The organism is Erysipelothrix sp. strain 2 (EsS2-6-Brazil), assembly GCF_016617625.1.
Taxonomy (GTDB): domain Bacteria; phylum Bacillota_I; class Bacilli_A; order Erysipelotrichales; family Erysipelotrichaceae; genus Erysipelothrix; species Erysipelothrix piscisicarius.
On the sequence record NZ_SBAR01000001.1, the window covers coordinates 117010 to 139108 of the forward strand.

General features: G+C 37.0%; 16 protein-coding genes, 1 tRNA gene and 1 other RNA gene. 4 read left to right on the plus strand and 14 right to left on the minus strand.

Translation table 11 applies throughout. From position 1 onward, the window contains the following. Window positions 1-427 precede the first annotated feature (427 nt). On the plus strand, window positions 428-703 hold the full coding sequence (locus tag EPJ89_RS00505) for a hypothetical protein (RefSeq protein ID WP_207106275.1): 276 nt from the start codon (window positions 428-430) through the stop codon (window positions 701-703). 130 nt (window positions 704-833) lie between these two features. Continuing rightward, window positions 834-6365: an endo-alpha-N-acetylgalactosaminidase family protein gene (locus EPJ89_RS00510; protein WP_200548769.1), complete on the plus strand. Its 5532-nt coding sequence runs from the start codon at window positions 834-836 to the stop codon at window positions 6363-6365. 203 nt (window positions 6366-6568) lie between these two features. Here EPJ89_RS00510 and EPJ89_RS00515 read toward each other — a convergent pair. From EPJ89_RS00515 to pepD, 5 genes are all read right to left on the minus strand, one after another. Then, window positions 6569-6655, minus strand: a tRNA-Leu gene (locus EPJ89_RS00515). Between the two features lie 128 nt (window positions 6656-6783). After that, complete coding sequence (locus EPJ89_RS00520; protein WP_161636576.1) at window positions 6784-7452, minus strand: hypothetical protein; 669 nt, start codon at window positions 7450-7452, stop codon at window positions 6784-6786. Between the two features lie 71 nt (window positions 7453-7523). Beyond that, window positions 7524-8384, minus strand: a complete 861-nt coding sequence (locus EPJ89_RS00525; RefSeq protein WP_161636577.1) for an acyltransferase domain-containing protein — start codon at window positions 8382-8384, stop codon at window positions 7524-7526. A gap of 50 nt (window positions 8385-8434) precedes the next feature. Beyond that, the gene (locus EPJ89_RS00530) at window positions 8435-8908 is read right to left on the minus strand and encodes a PTS sugar transporter subunit IIA (RefSeq protein ID WP_123171605.1); all 474 of its coding nucleotides are present in this window, start codon (window positions 8906-8908) and stop codon (window positions 8435-8437) included. A 111-nt stretch (window positions 8909-9019) separates the two neighbouring features. After that, window positions 9020-10450: a beta-Ala-His dipeptidase gene (gene pepD, locus EPJ89_RS00535; protein ID WP_161636578.1), complete on the minus strand. Its 1431-nt coding sequence runs from the start codon at window positions 10448-10450 to the stop codon at window positions 9020-9022. A 96-nt stretch (window positions 10451-10546) separates the two neighbouring features. On the opposite strand from pepD, the gene mscL reads away from it, so the two are divergent. After that, entirely contained in the window at window positions 10547-10954 is a 408-nt protein-coding gene (gene mscL, locus EPJ89_RS00540; RefSeq protein ID WP_200542684.1) for a large-conductance mechanosensitive channel protein MscL, read from the plus strand. Window positions 10955-11111: 157 nt separating this feature from the next. Here the strand turns inward: mscL and EPJ89_RS00545 are convergent, their stop codons facing one another. The 8 genes from EPJ89_RS00545 to ssrS all read right to left on the minus strand — a co-directional run bounded on the left by EPJ89_RS00545 (window position 11112) and on the right by ssrS (window position 17850). Further along, on the minus strand, window positions 11112-13247 hold the full coding sequence (locus EPJ89_RS00545; protein WP_200548770.1) for an ATP-dependent RecD-like DNA helicase: 2136 nt from the start codon (window positions 13245-13247) through the stop codon (window positions 11112-11114). Window positions 13248-13263: 16 nt separating this feature from the next. After that, window positions 13264-13992, minus strand: a complete 729-nt coding sequence (locus EPJ89_RS00550; RefSeq protein WP_161636581.1) for a CPBP family intramembrane glutamic endopeptidase — start codon at window positions 13990-13992, stop codon at window positions 13264-13266. Continuing rightward, complete coding sequence (mnmA, locus tag EPJ89_RS00555) at window positions 13976-15094, minus strand: tRNA 2-thiouridine(34) synthase MnmA (RefSeq protein WP_161636582.1); 1119 nt, start codon at window positions 15092-15094, stop codon at window positions 13976-13978. Before mnmA ends, EPJ89_RS00550 begins: the two co-directional genes overlap by 17 nt. Then, a complete protein-coding gene (spx, locus tag EPJ89_RS00560) occupies window positions 15091-15528 on the minus strand; it encodes a transcriptional regulator Spx (protein ID WP_003773302.1) in 438 nt (145 codons plus the stop codon). The genes mnmA and spx overlap by 4 nt, the downstream gene beginning before the upstream one ends. 113 nt (window positions 15529-15641) lie before the next feature. Continuing rightward, window positions 15642-16637: a tryptophan--tRNA ligase gene (gene trpS / locus EPJ89_RS00565; RefSeq protein WP_161636583.1), complete on the minus strand. Its 996-nt coding sequence runs from the start codon at window positions 16635-16637 to the stop codon at window positions 15642-15644. Window position 16638: 1 nt separating this feature from the next. Further along, window positions 16639-17355 carry a biosynthetic peptidoglycan transglycosylase gene (locus EPJ89_RS00570; protein ID WP_200548771.1) on the minus strand — a complete coding sequence of 239 codons (717 nt, stop codon included), beginning with the start codon at window positions 17353-17355 and terminating at the stop codon, window positions 16639-16641. A gap of 40 nt (window positions 17356-17395) precedes the next feature. Continuing rightward, window positions 17396-17620, minus strand: a complete 225-nt coding sequence (locus EPJ89_RS00575) for a YneF family protein (protein WP_125164623.1) — start codon at window positions 17618-17620, stop codon at window positions 17396-17398. A gap of 77 nt (window positions 17621-17697) precedes the next feature. Beyond that, window positions 17698-17850, minus strand: a non-coding RNA gene (gene ssrS, locus EPJ89_RS00580) — 6S RNA. A 63-nt stretch (window positions 17851-17913) separates the two neighbouring features. Here ssrS and EPJ89_RS00585 point away from each other — a divergent pair. Beyond that, complete coding sequence (locus tag EPJ89_RS00585; protein ID WP_200548772.1) at window positions 17914-19599, plus strand: proline--tRNA ligase; 1686 nt, start codon at window positions 17914-17916, stop codon at window positions 19597-19599. Window positions 19600-19668: 69 nt separating this feature from the next. Here EPJ89_RS00585 and EPJ89_RS00590 read toward each other — a convergent pair whose 3' ends face one another. After that, the gene (locus tag EPJ89_RS00590) at window positions 19669-22014 is read right to left on the minus strand and encodes a Cna B-type domain-containing protein (protein WP_161636586.1); all 2346 of its coding nucleotides are present in this window, start codon (window positions 22012-22014) and stop codon (window positions 19669-19671) included. Window positions 22015-22099: the final 85 nt, after the last annotated feature.

Consider the following 22099-nt stretch of genomic DNA (forward strand, 5'->3'; position numbering starts at 1 on the left):
CTGCTTTTGTTTATGTTTTAAAAAGAATCAATAGATAAATTCATAATTTTTTAATTTTAATAGCTAAATAAAATTAAATCTTAAAGAATAAAAACTACGAATACTATGTTCTTTAACCTTGTAATTTGACACCCTTACCATAGCACACTCGTTCGTAATGCAAAATTCGAAAATTTTTAAATTAAAAACATTTTTAAAATTTTTCTCTCGAGTTTCATTTCGAGATGATTCGCTCACTACATTCACCCTTCTCCCGCACTAGTACGACTTACGGCATCTCTTCATTTCATTTTGCATTCCTCTCCTTTTTGTGTGCTAAGGATAGGGTGTCAACCCTGATTACTAGAAAGGAGCGATAAATAATGAGTGAATAACCTTATATTAGAATTGAGGTGTGTGATGAATATAGAAAGAGAGAAAATAAACAATGTTATATTATCAAGTGAAAGAAATTAAAAATGAAATCAGTGTATTATGCTCATCAAAAATAGAGCTTTACCCAAATGATTTGGTGGTGATTCCAGATTACAACAACGACCCAATTACTGGACGTGTTGAAAAAGTCGTGCCACCTTATCAAGTGCTTGTATCACCATTTCAACCAATTGAAATAATCGATAAAGTAAATATCAAACTTAAATCACATGTTTTATCTACTTATGAATGTATAACTTCTCAAAACTTTGTTAAAAAAGAATTTTGAGAATAAATTATTTTGTCCTAAAGCTCATACAACAAGAAGTTATAAGGTTACAACAATATAATTAAAGCGGTTACATACAGAGACTTGTATACTTAAATTAGCTAAAGAACTAGAGCTAAAGGAGGAGTATATGAAGAAATTTTTGACTGGATTTCTTACTATAGTCGTTGCCTTAACAACAATGACTACGAATCCAAGTAAAATCTATGCTGACAATACCGCAGAGTGGGAATCTATTTCTTCAAGTAAAGGGTCCGTGAAGGAAGTTATCAAAGATGGCGTACGCTATTATGAACTTTCATCATCTGATAGAAATGATAATCAAGACAATCCTGCAATCTTTAAACCTAATAAGGAATGGAAAACAGATGGTAAAGAAGCAAACTTTACATTTGATTTTGTTGCAGAGAACACCTCAGAAAAAAACCGCTTTGGGGTTCATTTATTCTATACTGATTCTAAGAATTTTCTAACTGTAGCGTATGATGCAGGTGGGTGGTTTTGGGAATATAAAGTTGACGGAAATGGCACTTATAAAAACGACAATCGTCTACCAGGTCCTAAATTAGGTTCGAAAAATACGTTAGAAGTTTCTTTAAAAGATGATCTTCTAATTGCTTGGATTACAAGTGATGATGGTGATAAGAAACAACTATTTACTCAATCATTCGATACAAATGTCATCAATCAACTTCAAGAAAAGTCTGAAGACATTGTCGTAAAACTAGGGACCTATTCAGGAATTCTCTCAAAAATTCTTGTAAAAGCGGATAACCAAGATGATATTGTTATTCCAGAACCTGAATTTGAGAGACCGGTCCTTGATACTTATGAGGAATATACGTTTGAAACTAATTTTGAAGATTTGACGGATGAATCACTAAAAGAGATGTTTACCGTTGAAAAAGGAAAAGTCGAAACATCAATCATTACACATGATGGCAATAATTCAGTACGACTTGATTTTCAATCAAGAGATAAAAATCTTATTATCTTCAGAGAAACACCACTTTTAGAAAATTATATTTTTGAAGCTGACATTACGATTGAAAAAGCAGAGGACGCCATTAACGATATGATTCGTTTTGGTCAACTTGTGCGTGTTCAAGATGGTGGTGAATATGGTTATGCTGTAATTGGAGATAATCAAGGGGATTATTTCACAGAAAACTTTGGTGCTAAACCAGCATGGTCCCCTACTTCCAAAGGAACAGTATTAAATCCAAATGAGGTCCACCACTGGAAGACTGTTGTAGAGGATCAAACAATAACGCTTTTTATTGATGGACAACAAATTCTTTCGAATACAATGGATGGCCTTGCTAAAGGCATAGGAGCATTTGGATTTTTTAAAGATCGCGGTATGGGTTCAGTGTTAGTCGATAATGTTAAAGTTACGAAAATAACACCTGAACGTCCTGTTGATCCAGATAATGAAGGTGTCGTACCTGTAGAAATTAAATCTTCAGATATGACAGTTCGTCTTGACGAAGCATTTCCACGGGTGCTCGATTACACCTTAACAAGTGGTAAAAAAATGCATGGTCAACCAACTAAAATTGATACAATTAAAATTAATAATGTTGATATTGTTCCAGAAGTAAGCTTAGAAAAAGTATCCGAAAATAGCATTAAATATATTTTAAAAGCAATCAATACGGAAAATAAAATTAATGCTGATCTTACGATACTTTTGGAAGTGAAAAATAATACTCTTGAATTTAGTGTAACTGAAATTAAGAATAATAATACTTCACAAAAAACAAATGAAGAAATTATCCGTACCCTCGAAATTCCAAATCATAGTTTAGTATCCGTCAATTCATCGGAAACGAATGCTAATGTGTACGGCGCAAAAATTTCAACTGATACAACTGTTAATGGTGATACATTAACGGAGGTAACTGACACACTACGAAGTTTTAACAGTAATTATATGTATGCTGTCATTTCAAACAGCGAACTTTCAGCAAGTATGCACAGTAATTCACAGTACTCATCAGGTGGTGGCGCAAATGACTTTGTACGTATAAATGCACGTGTAAAAGAATTTGAGTCTTATAACTCAGTAGGATTATCTAGTTCACCATGGATTTACCACCGTGATGTGATGTTCAATGAACAAACACTTGAATTACCAGAAGCTAAAGTTGTCATTACAGAAGATGCTAATGATGATGGTGTTGTGAATTGGCAAGATGGTGCTATTGCATTTAGAGATATTATGTATTCACCAGTTGGTGCAGAATCGGTTAAAGATTTAGTAGCTTATCGAATCGCAATGAACTTTGGTTCTCATGCTCAAAACCCATTCTTAATGACATTAGATGGTATTAAAAAAATAAACTTGCATACAGATGGCCTTGGACAATCAGTTTTACTAAAAGGTTATGGTAGTGAAGGACATGACTCAGGACACTTAAACTATGCAGATATTGGACGTCGCATGGGTGGTGTTGAAGAGTTCAAATACTTAATAGATGAATCGGTGGACTATGGCGCAAAGATTGGTATTCATGTTAATGCGAGTGAAACTTATCCAGAGTCAAAATATTTCAATGAAAAAATCTTACGTAAATCTGCAGATGGTTCCTACAACTACGGTTGGAACTGGATTGATCAAGGTATCAATATTGATGCTGCCATCGATTTAGCTAATGGACGTCGTTCTCGATTTGAAGACCTTAAAAACTTAGTTGGTGACAACCTTGACTGGATTTATGTTGACGTATGGGGTAATGGTCAATCTGGTGACAACAATGCATGGGCAAGTCATCAACTCGCAAAAGAAATTCATGATCAAGGATGGCGTTTAGGCGGAGAATGGGGTTATGCATTTGAACCTGATTCAACATTCCAACACTGGGCAGCCGACCTTACTTATGGAGGTTATACGCTAAAAGGTATCAACTCAACATTAACGCGCTTTATCTTTAACCAACAACGTGATTCATGGCCTGCAGACTTCCCTTCATATGGTGGCGCTGCCGAATATCCGCTCCTTGGTGGTTATAACATGAAAGACTTTGAAGGATGGCAAGGACGTAACGATTATAATGGTTATATTGTAAATCTTTTCGAAAATAACCTTTCTACAAAATATATACAACACTTTAAGGTGAATCGTTGGGTTGAAGGAACTCCAGTTAATATGACTAACTCAAAAGGTAAAAACTTTGATTGGAACCCTGAAATGATGGTTGAACTTGTAAATGACGCAAATGATAAATTAATAATCGAAAGAAAATCAAATGATTATAAAAATGACCGCGATAATTATCGTTCTCGTACCATAAAACTTAACGATCGTTTAATCTTAGATGGTGATAAGTATCTTCTTCCTTGGAACTGGGATGAAAATGGAAATAACCTTACAGGCGATCAAGAAAAGCTTTATCACTTTAATAAAAAAGGTGGAACATCAACTTGGGAAATTCCAAGCGATTGGAATGTATCGTCTGTTAAGTTTTACCAGTTGACTGAAACCGGTAATAAATTAATTGATACTATTACAGTTAAAGATGGTCGAATTACCTTAGATGCAAAAGCAGATATTCCTTATGTAATCTATAAAGGAGACCAGGCAGAAAAAAATGTAAGCTACGGAAGTGGTGCTCATATTGTAGATCCAGGATTCAATTATCAAAATCTTGATGCATGGGATGTGACAGGAGAAAATGCAGATGTCATAAAATCACAAGCAAGTAATGATATGTTACGTATTCAGGATAATTCGAAGACAACTAAGGTTAGTCAGATACTTACAGATTTAGAAGCTGGTGATACTTATGTAGTTTATGTTGGTGTCGACAACCGTTCAGATTCGAAAGCAATTCTTGAACTTAATGTGGATGGAGAAATAATATCTAACTATACCGAAAAATCTATCGCAAAAAACTATGTAAAAGCATATGCACACAATACAAACTCATCTACTGTGAATAACAATAGTTACTTCCAAAATATGTTTGTGTACTTTACCGCACCTACTAATGGTAAAAATGTTACATTATCCTTAATCCGTGAAGCGGGAGATGGCGCGACATACTTCGACGATGTGCGAATTACAAAAAACAATGGTAATCCTCATCTAAAAGAAAATGTATTCTACCAAGACTTTGAAAATAGTGCTCAAGGTATTTACCCATTTGTTGTGGGGAACGTTGAAGGTGTTGAAGATAACAGAACTCACTTATCCGAAAAGCATGAGCCATATACTCAACGTGGTTGGAACAATAAGAAAATTTCAGACGTAATTGATGGCGATTGGTCCTTGAAAACAAATGGTTTAACACAACGTAGAAAACTTGTTTACCAAACGATTCCTCAAAATATCCGCTTTGAAATTGGAGAAACATACAAAGTTTCATTTGATTACGAAGCAGGATCAGAAGGAACATATGCAGTTATGATTGGTGATGGAGAATTTACAGGAAATGAACAACAAATCCCTCTGACTGCTACACTCAATAAAGATGGTGCACAACGCTTTGAAGTTGAAATTACAGGATCAAAGTCTGGACAAACATGGTTTGGTATCTATTCAACAAGTGTAGCTCCTGATCTTCAAGATTCCTCGAATAAAGAAGCAAACTTTAGAAGTTACAAAGATGTTGTATTAGATAATGTTCGCATTGAGAAAGTAGTACCACCTTACGAAGTCACATTAGAGAACAAAGAATTTAATATAAGTATGACTGGTCTTTCAAATGTTATTGAAAACACAGATATACTTAATGTAACTAAAGATCAAACACTCAAAAAAGAATTTGAAGAAAAGATGATTGATGTAGATATTTACAATATGAGTCTTGTACGTAACGGTATTGAAGTGAAACCACTTAATGGTGAAGTTACTGTAAGAATTCCAACACGTTCGACTCGTCAATTTATTTTCATGAAAGCATCGCAACCAGCGACTGAACTACTCCATCTACAATCAGATGGAACATGGAGACCAGTCAATGCTGAGTATGTAGATGATGCACTTGTATTCAAGACTCATGAGCTTGGAACTTATGCTTTAAACTATGGTAAAAAAATTATTCCTGTAGATAAGACATACTTAAAAACTCTTATTGAACAAGCTTCAGAACTAAACCCAGAATTATATACTGAATTAAGTTGGAAAGAGTTTGAAACAGTCCTTATAAGTGCAAAAGAACTTTATGATAATGAAGAAGCTATTCAATTATCTATTGATGAAATGGTTCAAACATTAACGAAAGCAATGAGTAATCTTGAACTTACTTCAGAGGAAGTTGTAAATTATGATGTCTTGCAAGCATTAGTTGAAACATCCAAAACTCTTAAAAAAGATGAATATACTGAGGAAAGTTGGACTAAATTTGAATCCATCCTTAAAAATGTAATTACGATGTTAGAAAATCAAGATGCTGATAGTCAACATGTTATTGATGCAATCGGGATTGAACTCAATGATGCTATAAGAGCGTTAGAAAAAACGAAATCAATCGATTCAATTAAACCAATTGATCCAGTCGATCCAAATAATCCTTCTCAAACAAAAGACTCTTCAGATTCGAAGCTTCCTGGTACAGGTGTCGAATTTCCTATGAGTATTATTGTTTTAGGTATTAGTGCAGTGGTAATTGGAACACTATTTTTCATACTAAATAAACGTAAGCGTCAACCTAATTAATAAAAAACAACGTACCTTTGATGGTGCGTTGTTTTTTTAGTGAATCATGGTATGTATAGAACATGCCTTGAATTCATAAAGTTTCTCAAAGTTGTGTCGAAATTAGTGAGTATTTTATATTCTCATAACTTTGGTAACTTTTTGGTAACCTTTAAAATTAAAAACACAAAAAAACCCACTTAAAAGTGAGTCTAAATTTTAAATGGTGCCCGAGGACGGACTCGAACCGTCATGAGTTTTACCTCGCTGGATTTTGAGTCCAGTGCGTCTACCGATTTCACCACTCGGGCATGTTGTTTGCTTAATAATAATATCTTAAAAGGGGCTTAAATGCAACCTAAAACTTAAAGTATTTCACATAAATAACGAATTTATTTATTTCCAATGAAAATAAAAGAGTTCACGCATGTGAACCCTTCTATTTCTTTAAAATTTGATCTTTTAATACTTGGTATTGTTCTTTATTAATCTCGAGGGGTTCATGGCGCATAGCACGCTCGATTTCAGTAAGTGCGCGTTGGTCATGACCATTTTCTTCCAAGATCATCGCTTTACGGAAATACCAAACACCTTTAAGTTCCTCGGGGGATTGTTCGATCAAGGTATCAATGGCTGCGAGTGAGTCCATATCGTGATTAATAAAAATTGATTCATCCAAATCTAGTTTCTCAAGAAGTTGGGTGCGATTATCCATATCCGATTCGCGAATAAAGGTACGCAGTGCTTCAAGTGCTTGTTTGGTGGATTCAACTTCATCACGCATCAATGCATATTCATAAAGCTTCATTAAGTACTCTAATTTTTGATTGCGGTTCATATGAAGTTTCTCCATACCTTGCGCAATGCTTTGAACCTGCTCACTGTCATTGACACTCATAAAATAATTAAGTTTAAAGAAGTTACGGTTAAATGTGGGGATGGTCAGTTTCGCAAGCCAACTATCAATATTTTTCGTGAAGGTTGGGGTGTCACTTTCCATAAATGCTTTCATTGCCTTATCACTCGCTCTTTTACCCAGTAATCGGATTAAAAGTTGAATCGCGATAAATGCAACGACAAAGATCATAAACAATTTTAAGTAATCCATGGCTTCCTCCTATTTGGAATATCTAGTACTATAATAGACTATTTCACGTAATAATGAAATCCCTATCACCATTATTCGAAGCTTTCAAATTCGATAATCCCACATGCAACCCCAAGCATTTCTGGATGTTTGTATGCATCACGTTGTAATTGGGTTGTTTTGTTCATGCGACTGATTTCATACATATCGGTTGTCCCATAGATGCGTTCCAGTGCTTGATATCGGTTATGTGAAGAAGCAATGACTTCGAAGCAATTTCCAAACTGAACGATATGGCTGTTTGGATCACCAATTAAAGCCATAATCCCGCGATGAATTAACCATGTTCGGGTAATAAACGCTTTAAAATGATGTTCGGGGAAGGTCTTTGTAAAGAAGTCATGTGCTTGTTTGAGGGATGCATCGATGGCTTGTGGTGATAAATTGGCATCACGTTTTATATGAATGTTAAGCATCATGGTGTTTTCAGGAAAACGGTGTTTTTGTTGTTGGGGTAAGTGCATGGTGTCATGACCACTCCGTTCAATCTCAGCATAACTGAATGGAAAGATTTGATAACGCAAACTTCCAAGTTCAAACATTTCAAAACGGAACATAAAACGTAACCAGATGACATCACTATCGCTGAGTCCATAATGATCATTGGATTTATGATAACGTTCAATACGATAGTTTAGGTCTTGAATGCTGGCGTTAAAGATTGCATCGTCAATACCACGCTGAATATATTGTTCTTTGAGCTCAGGAAGCATATAAAGCGTTCGCATGAGGCGTTCTTGGGAATTGAGTTTCAATATAGGGAGTGCGTTCTTTTCACCCGTATACGGCTTCTCACAGGTTTCCAAGACATATTGATAGTTATCGTATTGTGAGATTAGGATTGAAATTGCATCGTCATTAAACTGTGCTGTTTTTAATAGTTTCTTAAGCATTAGGGCACCTCTTTCATAAATTGGAAAAAAAGACATCATGAAGATGTCTTTTAAGCATTAATTGAGAAAATGTCTTCAGACTCGGGTGTTACCGATTCCCCTTCTTTAAGAAGCGTAATGGATTGACCTGAAGTTAGAATAAAAGGACTTACTAAAGATTTTCCGTTTTCACGAATATAATCAAGATCCACAGTGGTTAACAGATCACCTTGGGTAACCTTATCCCCTTGCTTCACAACACCATTAAATCCTTTACCATTAAGTTCCACCGTATCAATTCCTAAATGAATTAACATCTCCACACCACTTGCATCCGTAATGCCAAAGGCATGTCCTGTAGGAAAGACCAAAGTTACATCACCACTGATGGGTGCATAGACCTTACCATCAGTAAGTTCAAGGGCATAGCCATCCCCCATCATTTTGGTTGAGAACACTTGATCTGGAACATCCTTAAGCGCTAAGACGGTACCGGTACCAAATGAACGGTATGATTCTTTATTTTTTTTAAACAAACCAAACATAATATCGTCCTCCAATCAGTTACTCTAATTTTATCATATTATTTTAAAAATATAATTGTTAAGTGTTTGAAATTTACGCATAAATTTCGTAAACGATTTCGGATATGGCGACTATGCCTTGAAATCGTGAAGTGATTCAAGTAATGCCACTAAGAATTCGTAGGTACGGTCAAATGACGCAATATCCAAACGTTCATCCGGTGTATGAATATCAAACATAATTGGACCAAAACTTACAATATCGATATGAGGCATTTTACCCTTCCAAATACCAAGTTCCATTCCACCATGTGTTGCTTCAGTTTCCATGTCTTGACCACGAAGTTCTTTATAAACTCTCATTGTACGTTCGCGTAGTTTTGACTTCGCATCGTAGTTCCATCCAGGGTAACGTGACGTAAACTCGGTCTCAAGATCATTTTGTGCTGCAATCCACTCAACTTGACGCATTACCGTATCCAAGACAAACGCTTGCGTTGCACGAATCGACATCGTGATTTCCAGTTCATTTTCATCTAATCGTACTGTCCCAATATTTGAAGACGTGATGACCAAGCCTTCAATTGCTTTACTCATTTGAATTACACCGTAAGGAAGCATAAAGAGTGCATCCACAACACGACGTGTGTCTGCTTCACATAAAGCACGCGTTGTATGTCCTTCTGTTAAGGTAAAGTTTAAACCCGCGTCACTGAATTCATATTGTTCTTTAAAGCCTGCTTCCATTTCTTTAAACCATGCTTTAAATCCTTCAATATCTTTCATGGCTAAGGTAAAATCATGTTCACGCGTAATCGCGTTCATTTTTAAACCACCCTCTGCAGCAACCACACGGAAATCAAATTGATCGAGTGCACGACGCATAATGATTCCTGCAATCTTCGAAGCATTCCCACGCTCTTGATCAATTTCACCACCTGAGTGACCACCTAAAAGACCACGAATTGATACGGTAATTGTATCCGAATCAATATCTTCAAATTGTACTGCCTTCGCAAGACGTGCACGCACACCCCCACATGAGGATACATACGTTTCAACTTCACCCGATCCATCCAAACCAATGCATAATTCTGACTTAAGCATTGATGTATCCAGTTCAGTCGCACCCGTTAAGCCCGTTTCTTCTTGAACCGTAAAGACGCATTCAAGGGCAGGATGTCCCATTTCTGAGTCCGCTAAAACTGCCATCATATACGCAACCCCGGCACCATCATCAGCACCCAACGTTGTATTATTAGCATAAAGCATCCCATCTTTAATAATCAGTTCGATAGGATCCACATCAAAATCATGATTACTGTCTTTGTTTTTTTCCGCAACCATATCTGTATGGGATTGAAGCATTACAGTCGGTGCATTTTCATAACCTTGAGTTGCCGGCTTAAAGATAATCACATTCCATAATTCATCTTGGATGTAGTCTAAACCTAATCCTTTCGCAAAATCAACTAAGTGATTACTAATTGCTTCTTCATTAAACGAAGCACGAGGAATCGCACTGATTTCTCTAAAATATTTCATTACAACTGATTCACTCATAAAAGACCTTCTTTCTTGTTATTTGTCGTATAAATCATATCACATTCCTTTGAAATATCACATAAATCAATTATATTATTAATAAGGAGGAGCAGTATGAAAAAATTTATCACAGAATTCAAAGAATTCGCAATGCAAGGGAATGTGATTGACATGGCAGTTGGGGTTGTTATCGGGGGTGCGTTTGGGAAAATCGTAACGTCACTGGTAGCAGATATCTTTACACCACTCATTAGTTTATTAACCGGAGCCGCAAACTTTGAGGACTTGAAGTGGGTTATTAAACCTGCAGTCGGTGAAACACCCGCCGTTGTCATGAGTTACGGAAACTTCCTACAAGCAACAATCGACTTTATTGTCATTGCTTTATGTATCTTCATGGTTATCCGTGCTATGAATAAATTTAAAAAAGCACCTAAAGTTGTGGAAGAGGCACCTGCACCAAAATCAGATGAAGTTGTGTTACTTGAAAACATCTTAGATGAACTCAAGAAAAATAAATAATCGCTGAAAAAGCATAAAAAAATAACACCTATTATAAGCGGTGTTATTTTTCTTATAGTAGTAATATAGCTACCATAATAGATTTTGTCTCCCAAACTAAATCCACCATGTCTAAGATTCATCACATCTCAGACACGTCTATTATATCAAATTTTTCTTACTTTTCAAATGCTTCTTGCAAGCGTTCAGTTAAATATGTATTGCGTTTGGCTTCGTGGTGATTTTCAACTGCGGTGTGAAAGGCATCCAATTCACCAACCAAGACGAGTGATTTTGAAGATCGCGTTGCCCCGGTATAGTAAAGTCGACGGGATAACATGCGGTAAAAATCTCGCACTGCTACAAGAATCACAATGGGATATTCCGACCCTTGAGCTTTATGAACACTCATGGCATAAGCATGAGTAATGTTTATATAGGAAGATGGCTCATACTCGACGAAGTTTCCATCAAAATCAACAACCAAACGTTTGGCTTCAACTTCCACAAGCATCCCAATATCGCCGTTAAATACAAAATCATCCGGTTGATTTTTAAGTTGTAAGATTTTATCCCCTTCTCTAAAAATCCGTGTCCCGTACATGATTTGTGCTTTTTGAGGACTTTCAGGATTACACATTTTTTGAAGGAAGTGATTTAAATTATCAATCCCAGCTGGACCTGAGTACATGGGTGCTAAGACTTGAATATCGCTTAAATCATAACCACGCTGCATAGCTTCATCCACAACCTTTAAGACAATATCTTTGACACTGCCATAACGGCTATCAAAGAACCGGACATCACGATGATAATTTGAAACATCCAGAAGACCTTGATTCATATTAACCGCTAAGTCAATAACTTCAGATCCGGCCTCTTGACGGTAGTTTCGTTCTAAGGAAATTGTTTTAAATACCTTCGATGCAATTAAATCCCCTAACACAAAACCACTGCTCACTGATGGAAGCTGATCTTTATCACCCACAAACAGCAGTTTTTTTACCCTCTCCGATGCTTTTAAGATATGAGCAAGAAGCCATGTATCGACCATTGAAAACTCATCGATAATTAAAATATCGGTTTCTAATGGGTTTTCTTCATGCATACCAAACTTATTGGATTCCAAATCCCATTTAAGAACAGAGTGAATCGTAGCGGCTTGGACGTTGGTTAATTCTTCCAAGCGTTTTGCGGCACGCCCAGTCGGCGCACATAAGGTAATGTGTAGCCATGGACAATTTGCTTGGAGTAATGTGACCACACCCGATAACAAGGTACTTTTCCCCGTTCCCGGACCACCGGTGAGAATCATGACATCTTCACATAAAAAGGACTCAATGGCTTCGCGTTGGGTATCATCAAATTCAAGGCGAAGCTGAGATTCTATTGAAGCGATTTTAGATTCCAAATCATCCAGATCAAAATCATAACCTGTGTATTTAAAATTCTTAAGGGTTTCAGTAACATAAACTTCACTATCATATTGCGTACGGTGGTAAAGACGATCACCATCTTCAACCAATTCACCGCTTTGAACCAGCGCTTGATACGCCGCTTCCACTCGCTCTGCATCCCCCATTCGCACACCATCAAACAATTTATCTTTGGTGATAAAACTGTCACCCGCCCCAAAACAAATTGTTTTATAACGGTCAAGAACCAGTGCCTCAACACGCAAGGGATCATCCAGCGCATAACCAAGCGACATTGCGACTTTATCAGCGGTTTTAAATCCAATGCCATCGACGTCATAAACAAGACGATAAGGATTTTCACGAATCACTGAAATCGCATTATCACCGTATTCTTTGTTTATTTTAATAATTTGCTTATTTCCAAGTCCATGGGCAAGCAAAAACGATACCGCATCTTCTTGCGCGTCTTGTTTGCGAATCACCGAAACAATCATTTCCGCTTTCGCTTCCGTAATCCCCTTAACGTCAAGTTTAAAAGACTCATCCTCACGAATTTGATCTAAAACATCTTCGCCATAAGTATCCACAACTGCAGTTGCCGTTTTTTGACCGATACCGGGAAAATTGGGTCCACTTAAAAAACGAATAATAAAATCACGGTGTTGGGGAAGCATTTGTTTAAACGCAATGACATCAAACTGCATGCCATAACGTGGATCTTCGACGTAATCCCCTGTAAACTCATAATATGAATCCAGCTCTAAAGTCGCCAATGGCCCCTTAATGGTCATTGGCTTTTGATTGCTATTGAAAAGAACAATCCGGAAAATACCATATCCAGATTGTTCATTTTTAAATATACATGTTTCGACAGATCCTTTAATCGTTTGTTCCATAATATTGACCTCAAATCTAACCTAAAAACATTGGTAGAATTACAGTTAATGTTGCGAAGGTATTGTTCAACATATGGACAAAAATTGCTCCCCATATTGAACCTGTTACTTCAAATGCCATAATCATAAAAATTGCCATTCCTGAATAAGGAATTAAGTAAATCAATTGCGTTAAATCTCCGGTAAGCATCATATTGGGTAAGATATGGATTAACCCAAAGAGCAAACACGAAATTACGATGCTTGATCGGTATGATTTTTCAGAACGCAAGGATTGGTAAAACGCTCCACGAAAGACAATCTCTTCCACAATGGGCGCAAACACAATTGTTGCAAACATATTTAGATACGGAAAATTACGCAACCCTTCATTGACCGCTTCTTGATTGGCACTTACGACACCACTTCCCAGAATTAATTGAACCAACAAACCCAGTGCAATATTAAATAAAAGCATAAGACCTGTTATCCTAAATACTGGAAGAATGTTTGTCCGAATATTTCGTTTAAAAAAATAGAAACTAGCTCTCAATGGCTTATAAACGATTGCAACCATTGATATCAATGTAAAAAGGTAGATAAACATCGCCACACGCGGTGTTACGACCCCTTGTGTACCACTTACCCAAGCACCGATGCGTGGGTAAAGGTATTGGAATCCACAGAAATAATTTAGAACCACTAAAATCACTTGAAAGGGGGTAAACTCAAATCGCCCCTGATCAACATCATAATTTCGAATCATAGGTTACTTCATTTCCATTTGTATCAAACACACGGTCAATACGACCGCCACCAAGACATGCTTCGCCAAGATAGAAGACGGCTTCTTGCCCCAATGTGACTGACTTCACATCATCAATCATTTCAACACGGAGTCGCGTCGCATCAATCCAAGCAATACGCACTCGCACATCTTTTTGACGATATCTAAATTTTGCGGTACATTCAAGATCCACTTTTTCATCCGCAAACCAGTTCATTTCCGCAATTTCGGCAGCACCGGCAAAGAGCATTGGATGGTCTGCGCCTTTTCCAACATAGATACGGTTTGTTGATAGGTCTTTTCCCACCACAAACCATGGGCCTACAGCCGTACTGATGTCCAAGCCATGGCGTTGACCTATTGTATAGAACATAACACCTTGATGTTTTCCGAGTACTTTTTGTGTATCCACATCGATGATATCCCCTTCCACATCTTTAAGGTAGTTTTTAAGGAAATCACGATATTGACGTTCACCAATAAAGCAGATGCCCGTAGAATCTTTTTTGGTTGCTACCGGTAAATCTAATTCTAAGGCGATACGACGAACCTCGTCTTTGGTTAAAGAACCTAATGGGAATAATACCCGTGGTAACACTTCAGGACGAACACGGCTTAAGAAATACGTTTGATCTTTATTTTGATCGACGGCACGATACATTTTCCCATCACGTGTAATGGCATAATGACCGGTCGCAAGTGCTTCAAAACCATTCGCATCCATAAAATCATAGAATGCATCAAACTTCACAAAACGATTGCATAAAATGTCCGGATTCGGAGTATTTCCGCGTTCGGTTTCTGCTAAGAAAAATGAGAACACATGATCCCAATATTCTTTAACGTAATCAACACGAAGTAATTCCAAACCTAAATGGTCAGCAACACGTTTCGCATCATCATAGTCCACTTCTTGTGAACACATATCATCTTTAATGGTTGGGTTTCCCAGAATATCATTATTCGCAAAAGAATCCCAGTTACGCATAAAAGCGCAAGTAACATCATGTCCTTGCGATTTTAATATATGAGCCGCGACTGCGCTATCGACGCCTCCAGATAAACCTACTAATACTTTCATTTTTCATCATCTTTCATTGCCATGCTGCATGACCCATACTTTGGACAGGTTGGATCACACGAATGTCTATTTGCCGAACGTAATTCCGGCGGTAGAAATGCATCGATTTCTTCTTCATCATACCCCACTAAGAATGATTTATCATTCATAATGATTGGACGTTTTAAAACGGATGGATGTCGTTGAATAAATGTAATTAATTCACTCATCGATAATTCCTCTAAGTCAAGTTGTGATTCTTGCATCACTTTCGAACGTTTCGAGATAATATCTTCCGTACCGTTTTCACTTCGCATAAGTAAATGTTTAATTTCTTTTTCGCTAAGAACCGATGTAAATATGTTTTTTTCAATAAATTTTAAATTCCGATCTTTAAGCCATTGTCGAACTTTTCGACACGACGCACAACCAGGAGATGAATAAAGAACAATCATGTGCAAACCTCCCTTTTAATCAATTATACATTTTATATGTATATTTTGAAAGACCTAGAAAATAATTCTAGGTCATAATTCATGAATCTTTTTGATATTTATGTTAAGCGAACTTAGTTGCGTTTCCAATCAAGACCAAATTTCGATTGCACATCATGCAATGTTGCTTGGGCTTGAGGACGGACACGGGATGCGCCTTCCGCTAAAACATCATTGAGTGTATTGGATTCAATACACTCGTGATAACGTGCTTGAATCGCCTCTAATTCAGCGCAAACAACGTCTGCGACTGCCTTTTTAAAACTTCCATATTGTTGGCCTTCAAATACTTTTACGGCGTCATCAATACTGATTTCTTTCAGTGAAGCATAGATGGTTAGTAAGTTCGCAACCCCTGGTTGGTGTTCTGGATCATATTGCACAACACCAATACTATCCGTCACTGCTGACATAATTTTCTTACGTGCTTTTTTAGTGTCTTCTTTTAAATAAATGACCCCTTTGTCCCCTTCGCGATCTGATTTACTCATTTTCTTGCTTGGATCTTGTAAGGACATAATGCGTTTTCCAACCTTCGCAATGACCGGTTCTGGAATTTTAAACGTATCCCCAAATCGATTATTAAAACGTTCGGCTGTATCACGCGCTAACTCAACGTGTTGTTTTTGATCTTCACCAACAGGTACAAGCTCTGCACCGTGAATTAAAATATCGGCTGACATTAAGGTTGGATACGTATAAAATCCAGCACTTAAGGAAACACCGCTGTCTTTTTTATCTTTATATTGAGTTTGACGGTTTAATTCACCCATTGGGGTAACACACGATAATAAGAAACCAAGTTGCGCAATTTCAGGAACATCACTTTGGAGAAAGATGTCTGTTTTTTGCGGATCAAGACCACATGCCAAATAAAATGCCAAGGCATCCCTTAAATTGGTCTCAAGTTCTTCCGGATCAATCGGCATGGTAACACAGTGTAGATTCGCGATAAAAACACTTAAATCGTATTCATCTTGCGATGCTACAAAAGGCTTTAACGCGCCAATATAGTTTCCTAATGTTAATTGTCCTGTTGGTTTAATACCACTAATCATTCTCTTTTTCATTTCATTGTCCTCCATAAACATCCATTAAATAGATTTCTTCGGCACGTTCTGCTGTAATTTCTTGGGCATCAACAAGACGATTTAATACATGACGTTGCCGCGCTTTCGCAGCCTCAAAATTAGAACTCAAGGCATAATAAGACGGTGATTGTGGCAACCCCATTAAAAGCGTCGCCTGTCCTTCATTCAATTCGAAAGGTAGGACCTCAAAATACCCCATGCTTGCATGGTATATCCCGGAATAACCATCACCGTAATAGATTATATTTAGATACATCTCCAGGATTTCTTCTTTAGTATACGTTAAAAGTAAGTCACGTGTTACAAAATATTCGGATACTTTCCGCACAAAAGAGGCATCATGATCAAAATATATATTTTTAGAAACTTGTTGTGGAATGGTTGATCCCCCTTCCACAAGTTTACGACTTTGAATATTATGAACAATCGCACGTAAAACTGCACGCAAATCCATTACCGATTTCCGAGTAAATAAACGGGAGTCTTCCGTAGCAACCATGGCCTTTAAAGCAAGGTCAGGGATTTCATCGATTGTAGTATACGCTTCATCTTTTTTTAATTCGATTAAAACCGTATCAATTGGTTTTTTCAGGATAACCGATTGATACTCTTTGTATCCGAAAAAGAGGATGACCCCCGCAACCACCAAGGCAACGGTCACCATCATTAAAACAAGTTTTCGTATCAGTTTTCTCATATTCACACATCGTAATAAAAAACACAGTCGCCTGTGTTTTTTATTGTCCCATCGACTTCATGATCTGACGAATTTGCGCTTCGGACGGTTTACGTCCCATTTGCATGTACATCGCACGAATCATTTTTTCGTTAATTGGTGGGTTTTCTTTTAATTGTTTTTCAAAATACTTCTTACTTAAGAAGAAAGCAACGACACCTCCAACCAATAACCCTAAAACAAAATAAGTAATTGATAAACCTGTTGTACTTAGTAGTGTTAGCATACTCTCACCATCCTATATCTATCTATATTTTATAACGATTCCTTGATAAACACAAGGACCGATTTAATCATTCAAAATAAAAACCCAAAGGGTTGATATTATTCCCTGTGTTAACAGGTGGGTATCCTGTCATGGGTTTAGGATTCTAATAAATTAGCTTTCACACCACGCATAAACATCCGGATTCCCTTATATCAAAGTGTCGGAAATATATTTCCCTTTGGGCACCACTATTATAACACACAATTCATGGTTTCGTGATATACTATATGAGAAAATTACGAGGTGAATGTATGAAATTAAGTAAAAGTTTCTTTTATACCATTAGGGAAGATGTTCGTGATGAAGATTCTACCAGTGGTAACCTACTCGTTCGAGCTGGGTATATTAAAAAAAGTTCTTCTGGGGTATATATGTATATGCCACTTGGTTTAAAAGTTAAAAATAAAATCGAAAACATTATCCGTGAAGAGATGAACGCCATCGATGCACAGGAAATGACCATGCCTACCTTGATTCCTGAAGATGTTTATGTAGCCTCAGGACGTCGTGATATTATTGGTACCAGCATGTTCCAATTGGATGACCGTTTTAAAAAACCATTTGTTTTAGGTCCTACGCATGAAGAGTTGTTTGCGCAAGCAGCACAAATGAAAATTCGTTCGTATAAAGATATGCCATTTAGCCTTTATCAATTTCAAACGAAATTTAGAGATGAAGCACGTCCTCGTTTTGGTTTAATTCGTGTACGTGAGTTTGTGATGAAGGATTCCTATACCTTTGATGCTGATCTTGAATCCGCTGACAAGTCCTATGACGCGATGTTTGAAGCGTATAAACGTATCTTTGATCGTGTTGGACTGGATTATCGTATCGTTCGTGCAGACACAGGTATTATGGGTGGTTTACTCTCTGAAGAGTTTCAGGCTGTTACTGATATCGGTGAAGACATCTTAGTACTTGGCGAAGAAACAGGATATTCAAGTAACCTTGAGGTTGCGGAAAACGTAAATCGTATTCAATCTGATGAACCATTCTTAAGTATGGAAAAAGTCTATACGCCCAATGCACGTACAATTGAAGAGGTTGCTTCATTTTTACAACAACCCGTTCAAAAATTTGTAAAAACATTAATCTATCGCTTGGATGATCAATATGTTGCCGTTTGTGTTCTTGGAGACCGTGATGTAAATGAAACTAAGCTTGCGAAATTATACAAAGCAACGGAAGTTGAACTTGCCGACTTTGAAAACGTTCAAAAACATACGGGTGCTTCTGTCGGATTTGCAGGACCTGTAGGTCTTGAAATTGATGTTGTTGTTGATAAGATGATTGAAGGATTACGAAATTTCACAGTGGGTGCAAATGAAAATGACCACCACTTCATTAATGTGAATCATTCTGATTTTAAAGCAACACACATTATCGACGTATCAAATGTTAAAGAAGGCGATCCAAACCCAGATGGTAAAGGCGTTCTTACATTCTCAAAAGGGATTGAAGTTGGAAATACCTTTAAACTGGGGACAAAATATTCAAAAGCAATGGGTCTTGAATACCTAGACCAAAACAACAAACTTCAAGATGTATATATGGGATCTTATGGAATTGGACTGGGTCGTACTCTTGCAGCTGTTGTTGAACAAAACAATGATGAAAACGGCATTGTATGGCCCATGAATCTTGCGCCATTCCAAGTAGCAATCGTTGTTATCAATAATAAAAACGAAGAACATATGGCCTTCGCAGACGCTTTATATCAAGAATTAACCCAAGCAGGACTGGAAGTGATTCTCGATGATCGTAAACAACGTCCAGGTATTAAGTTTAACGATATGGATCTCATTGGGGTTCCATTACGAATTACCGTCGGACGTGATGTGGAACACGGTGAAGTCGAACTGAAGGAACGTAAAACTGGTGCGGAACAAAAAATTAAACGTGAAGACATCTTGAGTGTTCTTAAATCTTATATGTAAAATACAAAAACTGGACTTAATCATCCAGTTTTTTTTATGATTTTATAAAAAAAGAAGAAGCCGAAGCTTCTACTCTTTTTCCTCACGATGATGTTTCAATACAAACATACCGATTCCTGAGATTAATAATAAACTACCATAGAGTAAGACATTGTTTGCACTTACACCTGTTTGAGGTAATTGTTCTTTACGAACACCCAAGACTTCAGGTTTTGAAGGTTCACCAGGTTTCGTAGGTTCAACAGGTTTTGTAGGTTCTTTTGGTTCGTGTGGATCTACAATGACCGGTTCATCATAATAGTTTGTAACGGTTAAACCGTCTTCACTGTAAACCGCAACATAACCTTTTGGTACATCAAGTTCGATAACGGTATAAACATAATCTTTTCCATTAGGATCTGTTTTTGGTAAATCCTCAAAGACTGCTGTTTCCTCACCATTGACTAAATCTACCGTAATTCCCATTTCAATGCCATCACGGACTAGCCCAAATGTGATGGTAGGTTTAACACTTGGACCACCGTCCCAGATTTTGTGTGCGGTAATATCGATTTTCTCAACGATAAAGTGATTGGTAATTGTGAGTGCATCCGTTTGTTCCATTTCATAGCCTACCGGCACATTGACTTCTTTTGCGGAATAAACGATTTCATTTCCTGCTTTGTCAAGAATTGGTAAATTCTTAAATGTTACCACATCAGTACCTGATGTTAAGGTTTCAAGATGATTTTCAAGTGCAATATCATTTGCATAAAGTTGAATTTGAATGGTTGGGTGAACCGCAGGTCCACCAACCCATACTTTGTTTACAGCTACATCACGTAGGTTATAGGTATTGGTTACTTCAAGTCCATTTTCATGTTTGATATAGTTTTCTAAATCTGTTGTTTCTTTAACAAAATATGTGTATTCATGACCTTCTTTGTCGAATTTTAACTGTTTTCCAAAATCAGCGGTTGTTTGACCATCAACCAATTCCATGGTTGCACCTTCAACACGTTCTGAAACACCGTTTGCGCTACGGTAGAGATCAAATGTTACCGCAGGCCGTGGTGACGTACCACCCACCCATTTCTTTGTCGCAACAACATCAATTCGTTGGTAATCGTTGTAAATTGACTTCGATTGGGATTTTTCAGTCATTTCAATTTCATATTCTGTTGAATCCAACTCAAACCCATCACGCGTTTTGATTTCTTTTAAGGTATAACTACCGGGTTCAAGATTGAAATCAAAGATACCATCTTCATTGGTAATTCCTTCTATTTTCTTGCCATCTTTATCTGTAATCTCAAAGGTAACGCCTTCGAGCACTTCATCTGTATCTTTAATAAATTTTTGCACGCGGAATACACCTTTTTCCTTCATTTCTCCACCGATTGTCGCATCATCAAACATATTCACAACGGATGTATCAGTATAATGTTTGGGTGTATCCGTCACAAGATTTCCGGATTCATCTTTATATTCAATTGTTGACGCATTTTTATAATTTTCAAGTTTCTTATCAAAAGCACGCGTATCATAAGTAACGGTAAATGTTGTTTTTGCTGCTTTTTCTCTTGGAATCATTACCGTTAGAACTTGACCCTCAACAGTAATTGTTCCATATTCTTTATTAAATTCTTCAGCACTGATGTGTTTGAGTTCTCCATTTGCTTCCACGTCAACCATGATTGATCCATCAACCAGTTTATGACCTTCACCAATTGTATCGATTACCTTCACATCGGATTGCACTGCTTCTTTAGGACTGTTGATGTTTAACCACCAGTTCATATCGCCGTGAACTTCTGTTGAGAATGTTCCGGTTTTCCAGTAAAAGATTGGACTTGGTTCAACACCTGTAGGGGTTCCAGGTTGTGAGATTGTAATCATTTGTTTATCCAATGAACCCAATCCAAGATTGGTTGGAAGTTCCGCAATTTTATCTTCTTCACCACGGTATGCATTATCGTATACCGATTTTAGATTAATCGTACCTGTAACGTTTTCAAGTTGAAGTACATCCTCCATAAATTCAAAATGAATGTGACTTCCATTAAAGGTTAACTCACCAAGGGTGATTTGTTTTCCATTTTTATCAAATGCATGTACAGGCATTTTTGAACCCATAGCACGAAGGGAACGTAAACTTACCTCATCATTACTTGGTAATGTTAACTCGAAATAATCACCTGGTTTAAATTTAACTTTTTGACCATTGTTCATATCGCTGAACGCTAAGTTAAACTCAATAGGTTGACTTGGATTGTTAATTAATCCCTTAGGATTAACGTCGAATTGGGTAAATATCGCTTCATTTGTATAATCTTTAGGACTGCTTGATGCATTCACATTTGTTGTAATACCTGAAACGATTAGAACTAAAGCAATAAGTGACCTTAGAATCAACTTTGTCTTCGTATTTTTCATATTCTCTCCTTTACTTGTGAACTTTCATGACCTGTTCACAATCTCTTTGTATATGTAGTATATGTCCTTTGTCACAAAACTTACA

Excerpts from the sequence above, each read along its gene's own strand:
- EPJ89_RS00590 (WP_161636586.1), bottom strand. The coding sequence starts at position 22,014 with ATGAAAAATACGAAGACAAAGTTGATTCTAAGGTCACTTATTGCTTTA.
- pepD (WP_161636578.1), bottom strand. The coding sequence starts at position 10,450 with ATGAGTGAATCAGTTGTAATGAAATATTTTAGAGAAATCAGTGCGATT.
- EPJ89_RS00585 (WP_200548772.1), top strand. The coding sequence starts at position 17,914 with ATGAAATTAAGTAAAAGTTTCTTTTATACCATTAGGGAAGATGTTCGT.
- EPJ89_RS00505 (WP_207106275.1), top strand. The coding sequence starts at position 428 with ATGTTATATTATCAAGTGAAAGAAATTAAAAATGAAATCAGTGTATTA.
- mscL (WP_200542684.1), top strand. The coding sequence starts at position 10,547 with ATGAAAAAATTTATCACAGAATTCAAAGAATTCGCAATGCAAGGGAAT.
- EPJ89_RS00545 (WP_200548770.1), bottom strand. The coding sequence starts at position 13,247 with ATGGAACAAACGATTAAAGGATCTGTCGAAACATGTATATTTAAAAAT.
- mnmA (WP_161636582.1), bottom strand. The coding sequence starts at position 15,094 with ATGAAAGTATTAGTAGGTTTATCTGGAGGCGTCGATAGCGCAGTCGCG.
- EPJ89_RS00510 (WP_200548769.1), top strand. The coding sequence starts at position 834 with ATGAAGAAATTTTTGACTGGATTTCTTACTATAGTCGTTGCCTTAACA.
- EPJ89_RS00525 (WP_161636577.1), bottom strand. The coding sequence starts at position 8,384 with ATGCTTAAGAAACTATTAAAAACAGCACAGTTTAATGACGATGCAATT.
- EPJ89_RS00520 (WP_161636576.1), bottom strand. The coding sequence starts at position 7,452 with ATGGATTACTTAAAATTGTTTATGATCTTTGTCGTTGCATTTATCGCG.
- EPJ89_RS00575 (WP_125164623.1), bottom strand. The coding sequence starts at position 17,620 with ATGCTAACACTACTAAGTACAACAGGTTTATCAATTACTTATTTTGTT.
- trpS (WP_161636583.1), bottom strand. The coding sequence starts at position 16,637 with ATGAAAAAGAGAATGATTAGTGGTATTAAACCAACAGGACAATTAACA.
- EPJ89_RS00550 (WP_161636581.1), bottom strand. The coding sequence starts at position 13,992 with ATGATTCGAAATTATGATGTTGATCAGGGGCGATTTGAGTTTACCCCC.
- EPJ89_RS00570 (WP_200548771.1), bottom strand. The coding sequence starts at position 17,355 with ATGAGAAAACTGATACGAAAACTTGTTTTAATGATGGTGACCGTTGCC.
- spx (WP_003773302.1), bottom strand. The coding sequence starts at position 15,528 with ATGATTGTTCTTTATTCATCTCCTGGTTGTGCGTCGTGTCGAAAAGTT.
- EPJ89_RS00530 (WP_123171605.1), bottom strand. The coding sequence starts at position 8,908 with ATGTTTGGTTTGTTTAAAAAAAATAAAGAATCATACCGTTCATTTGGT.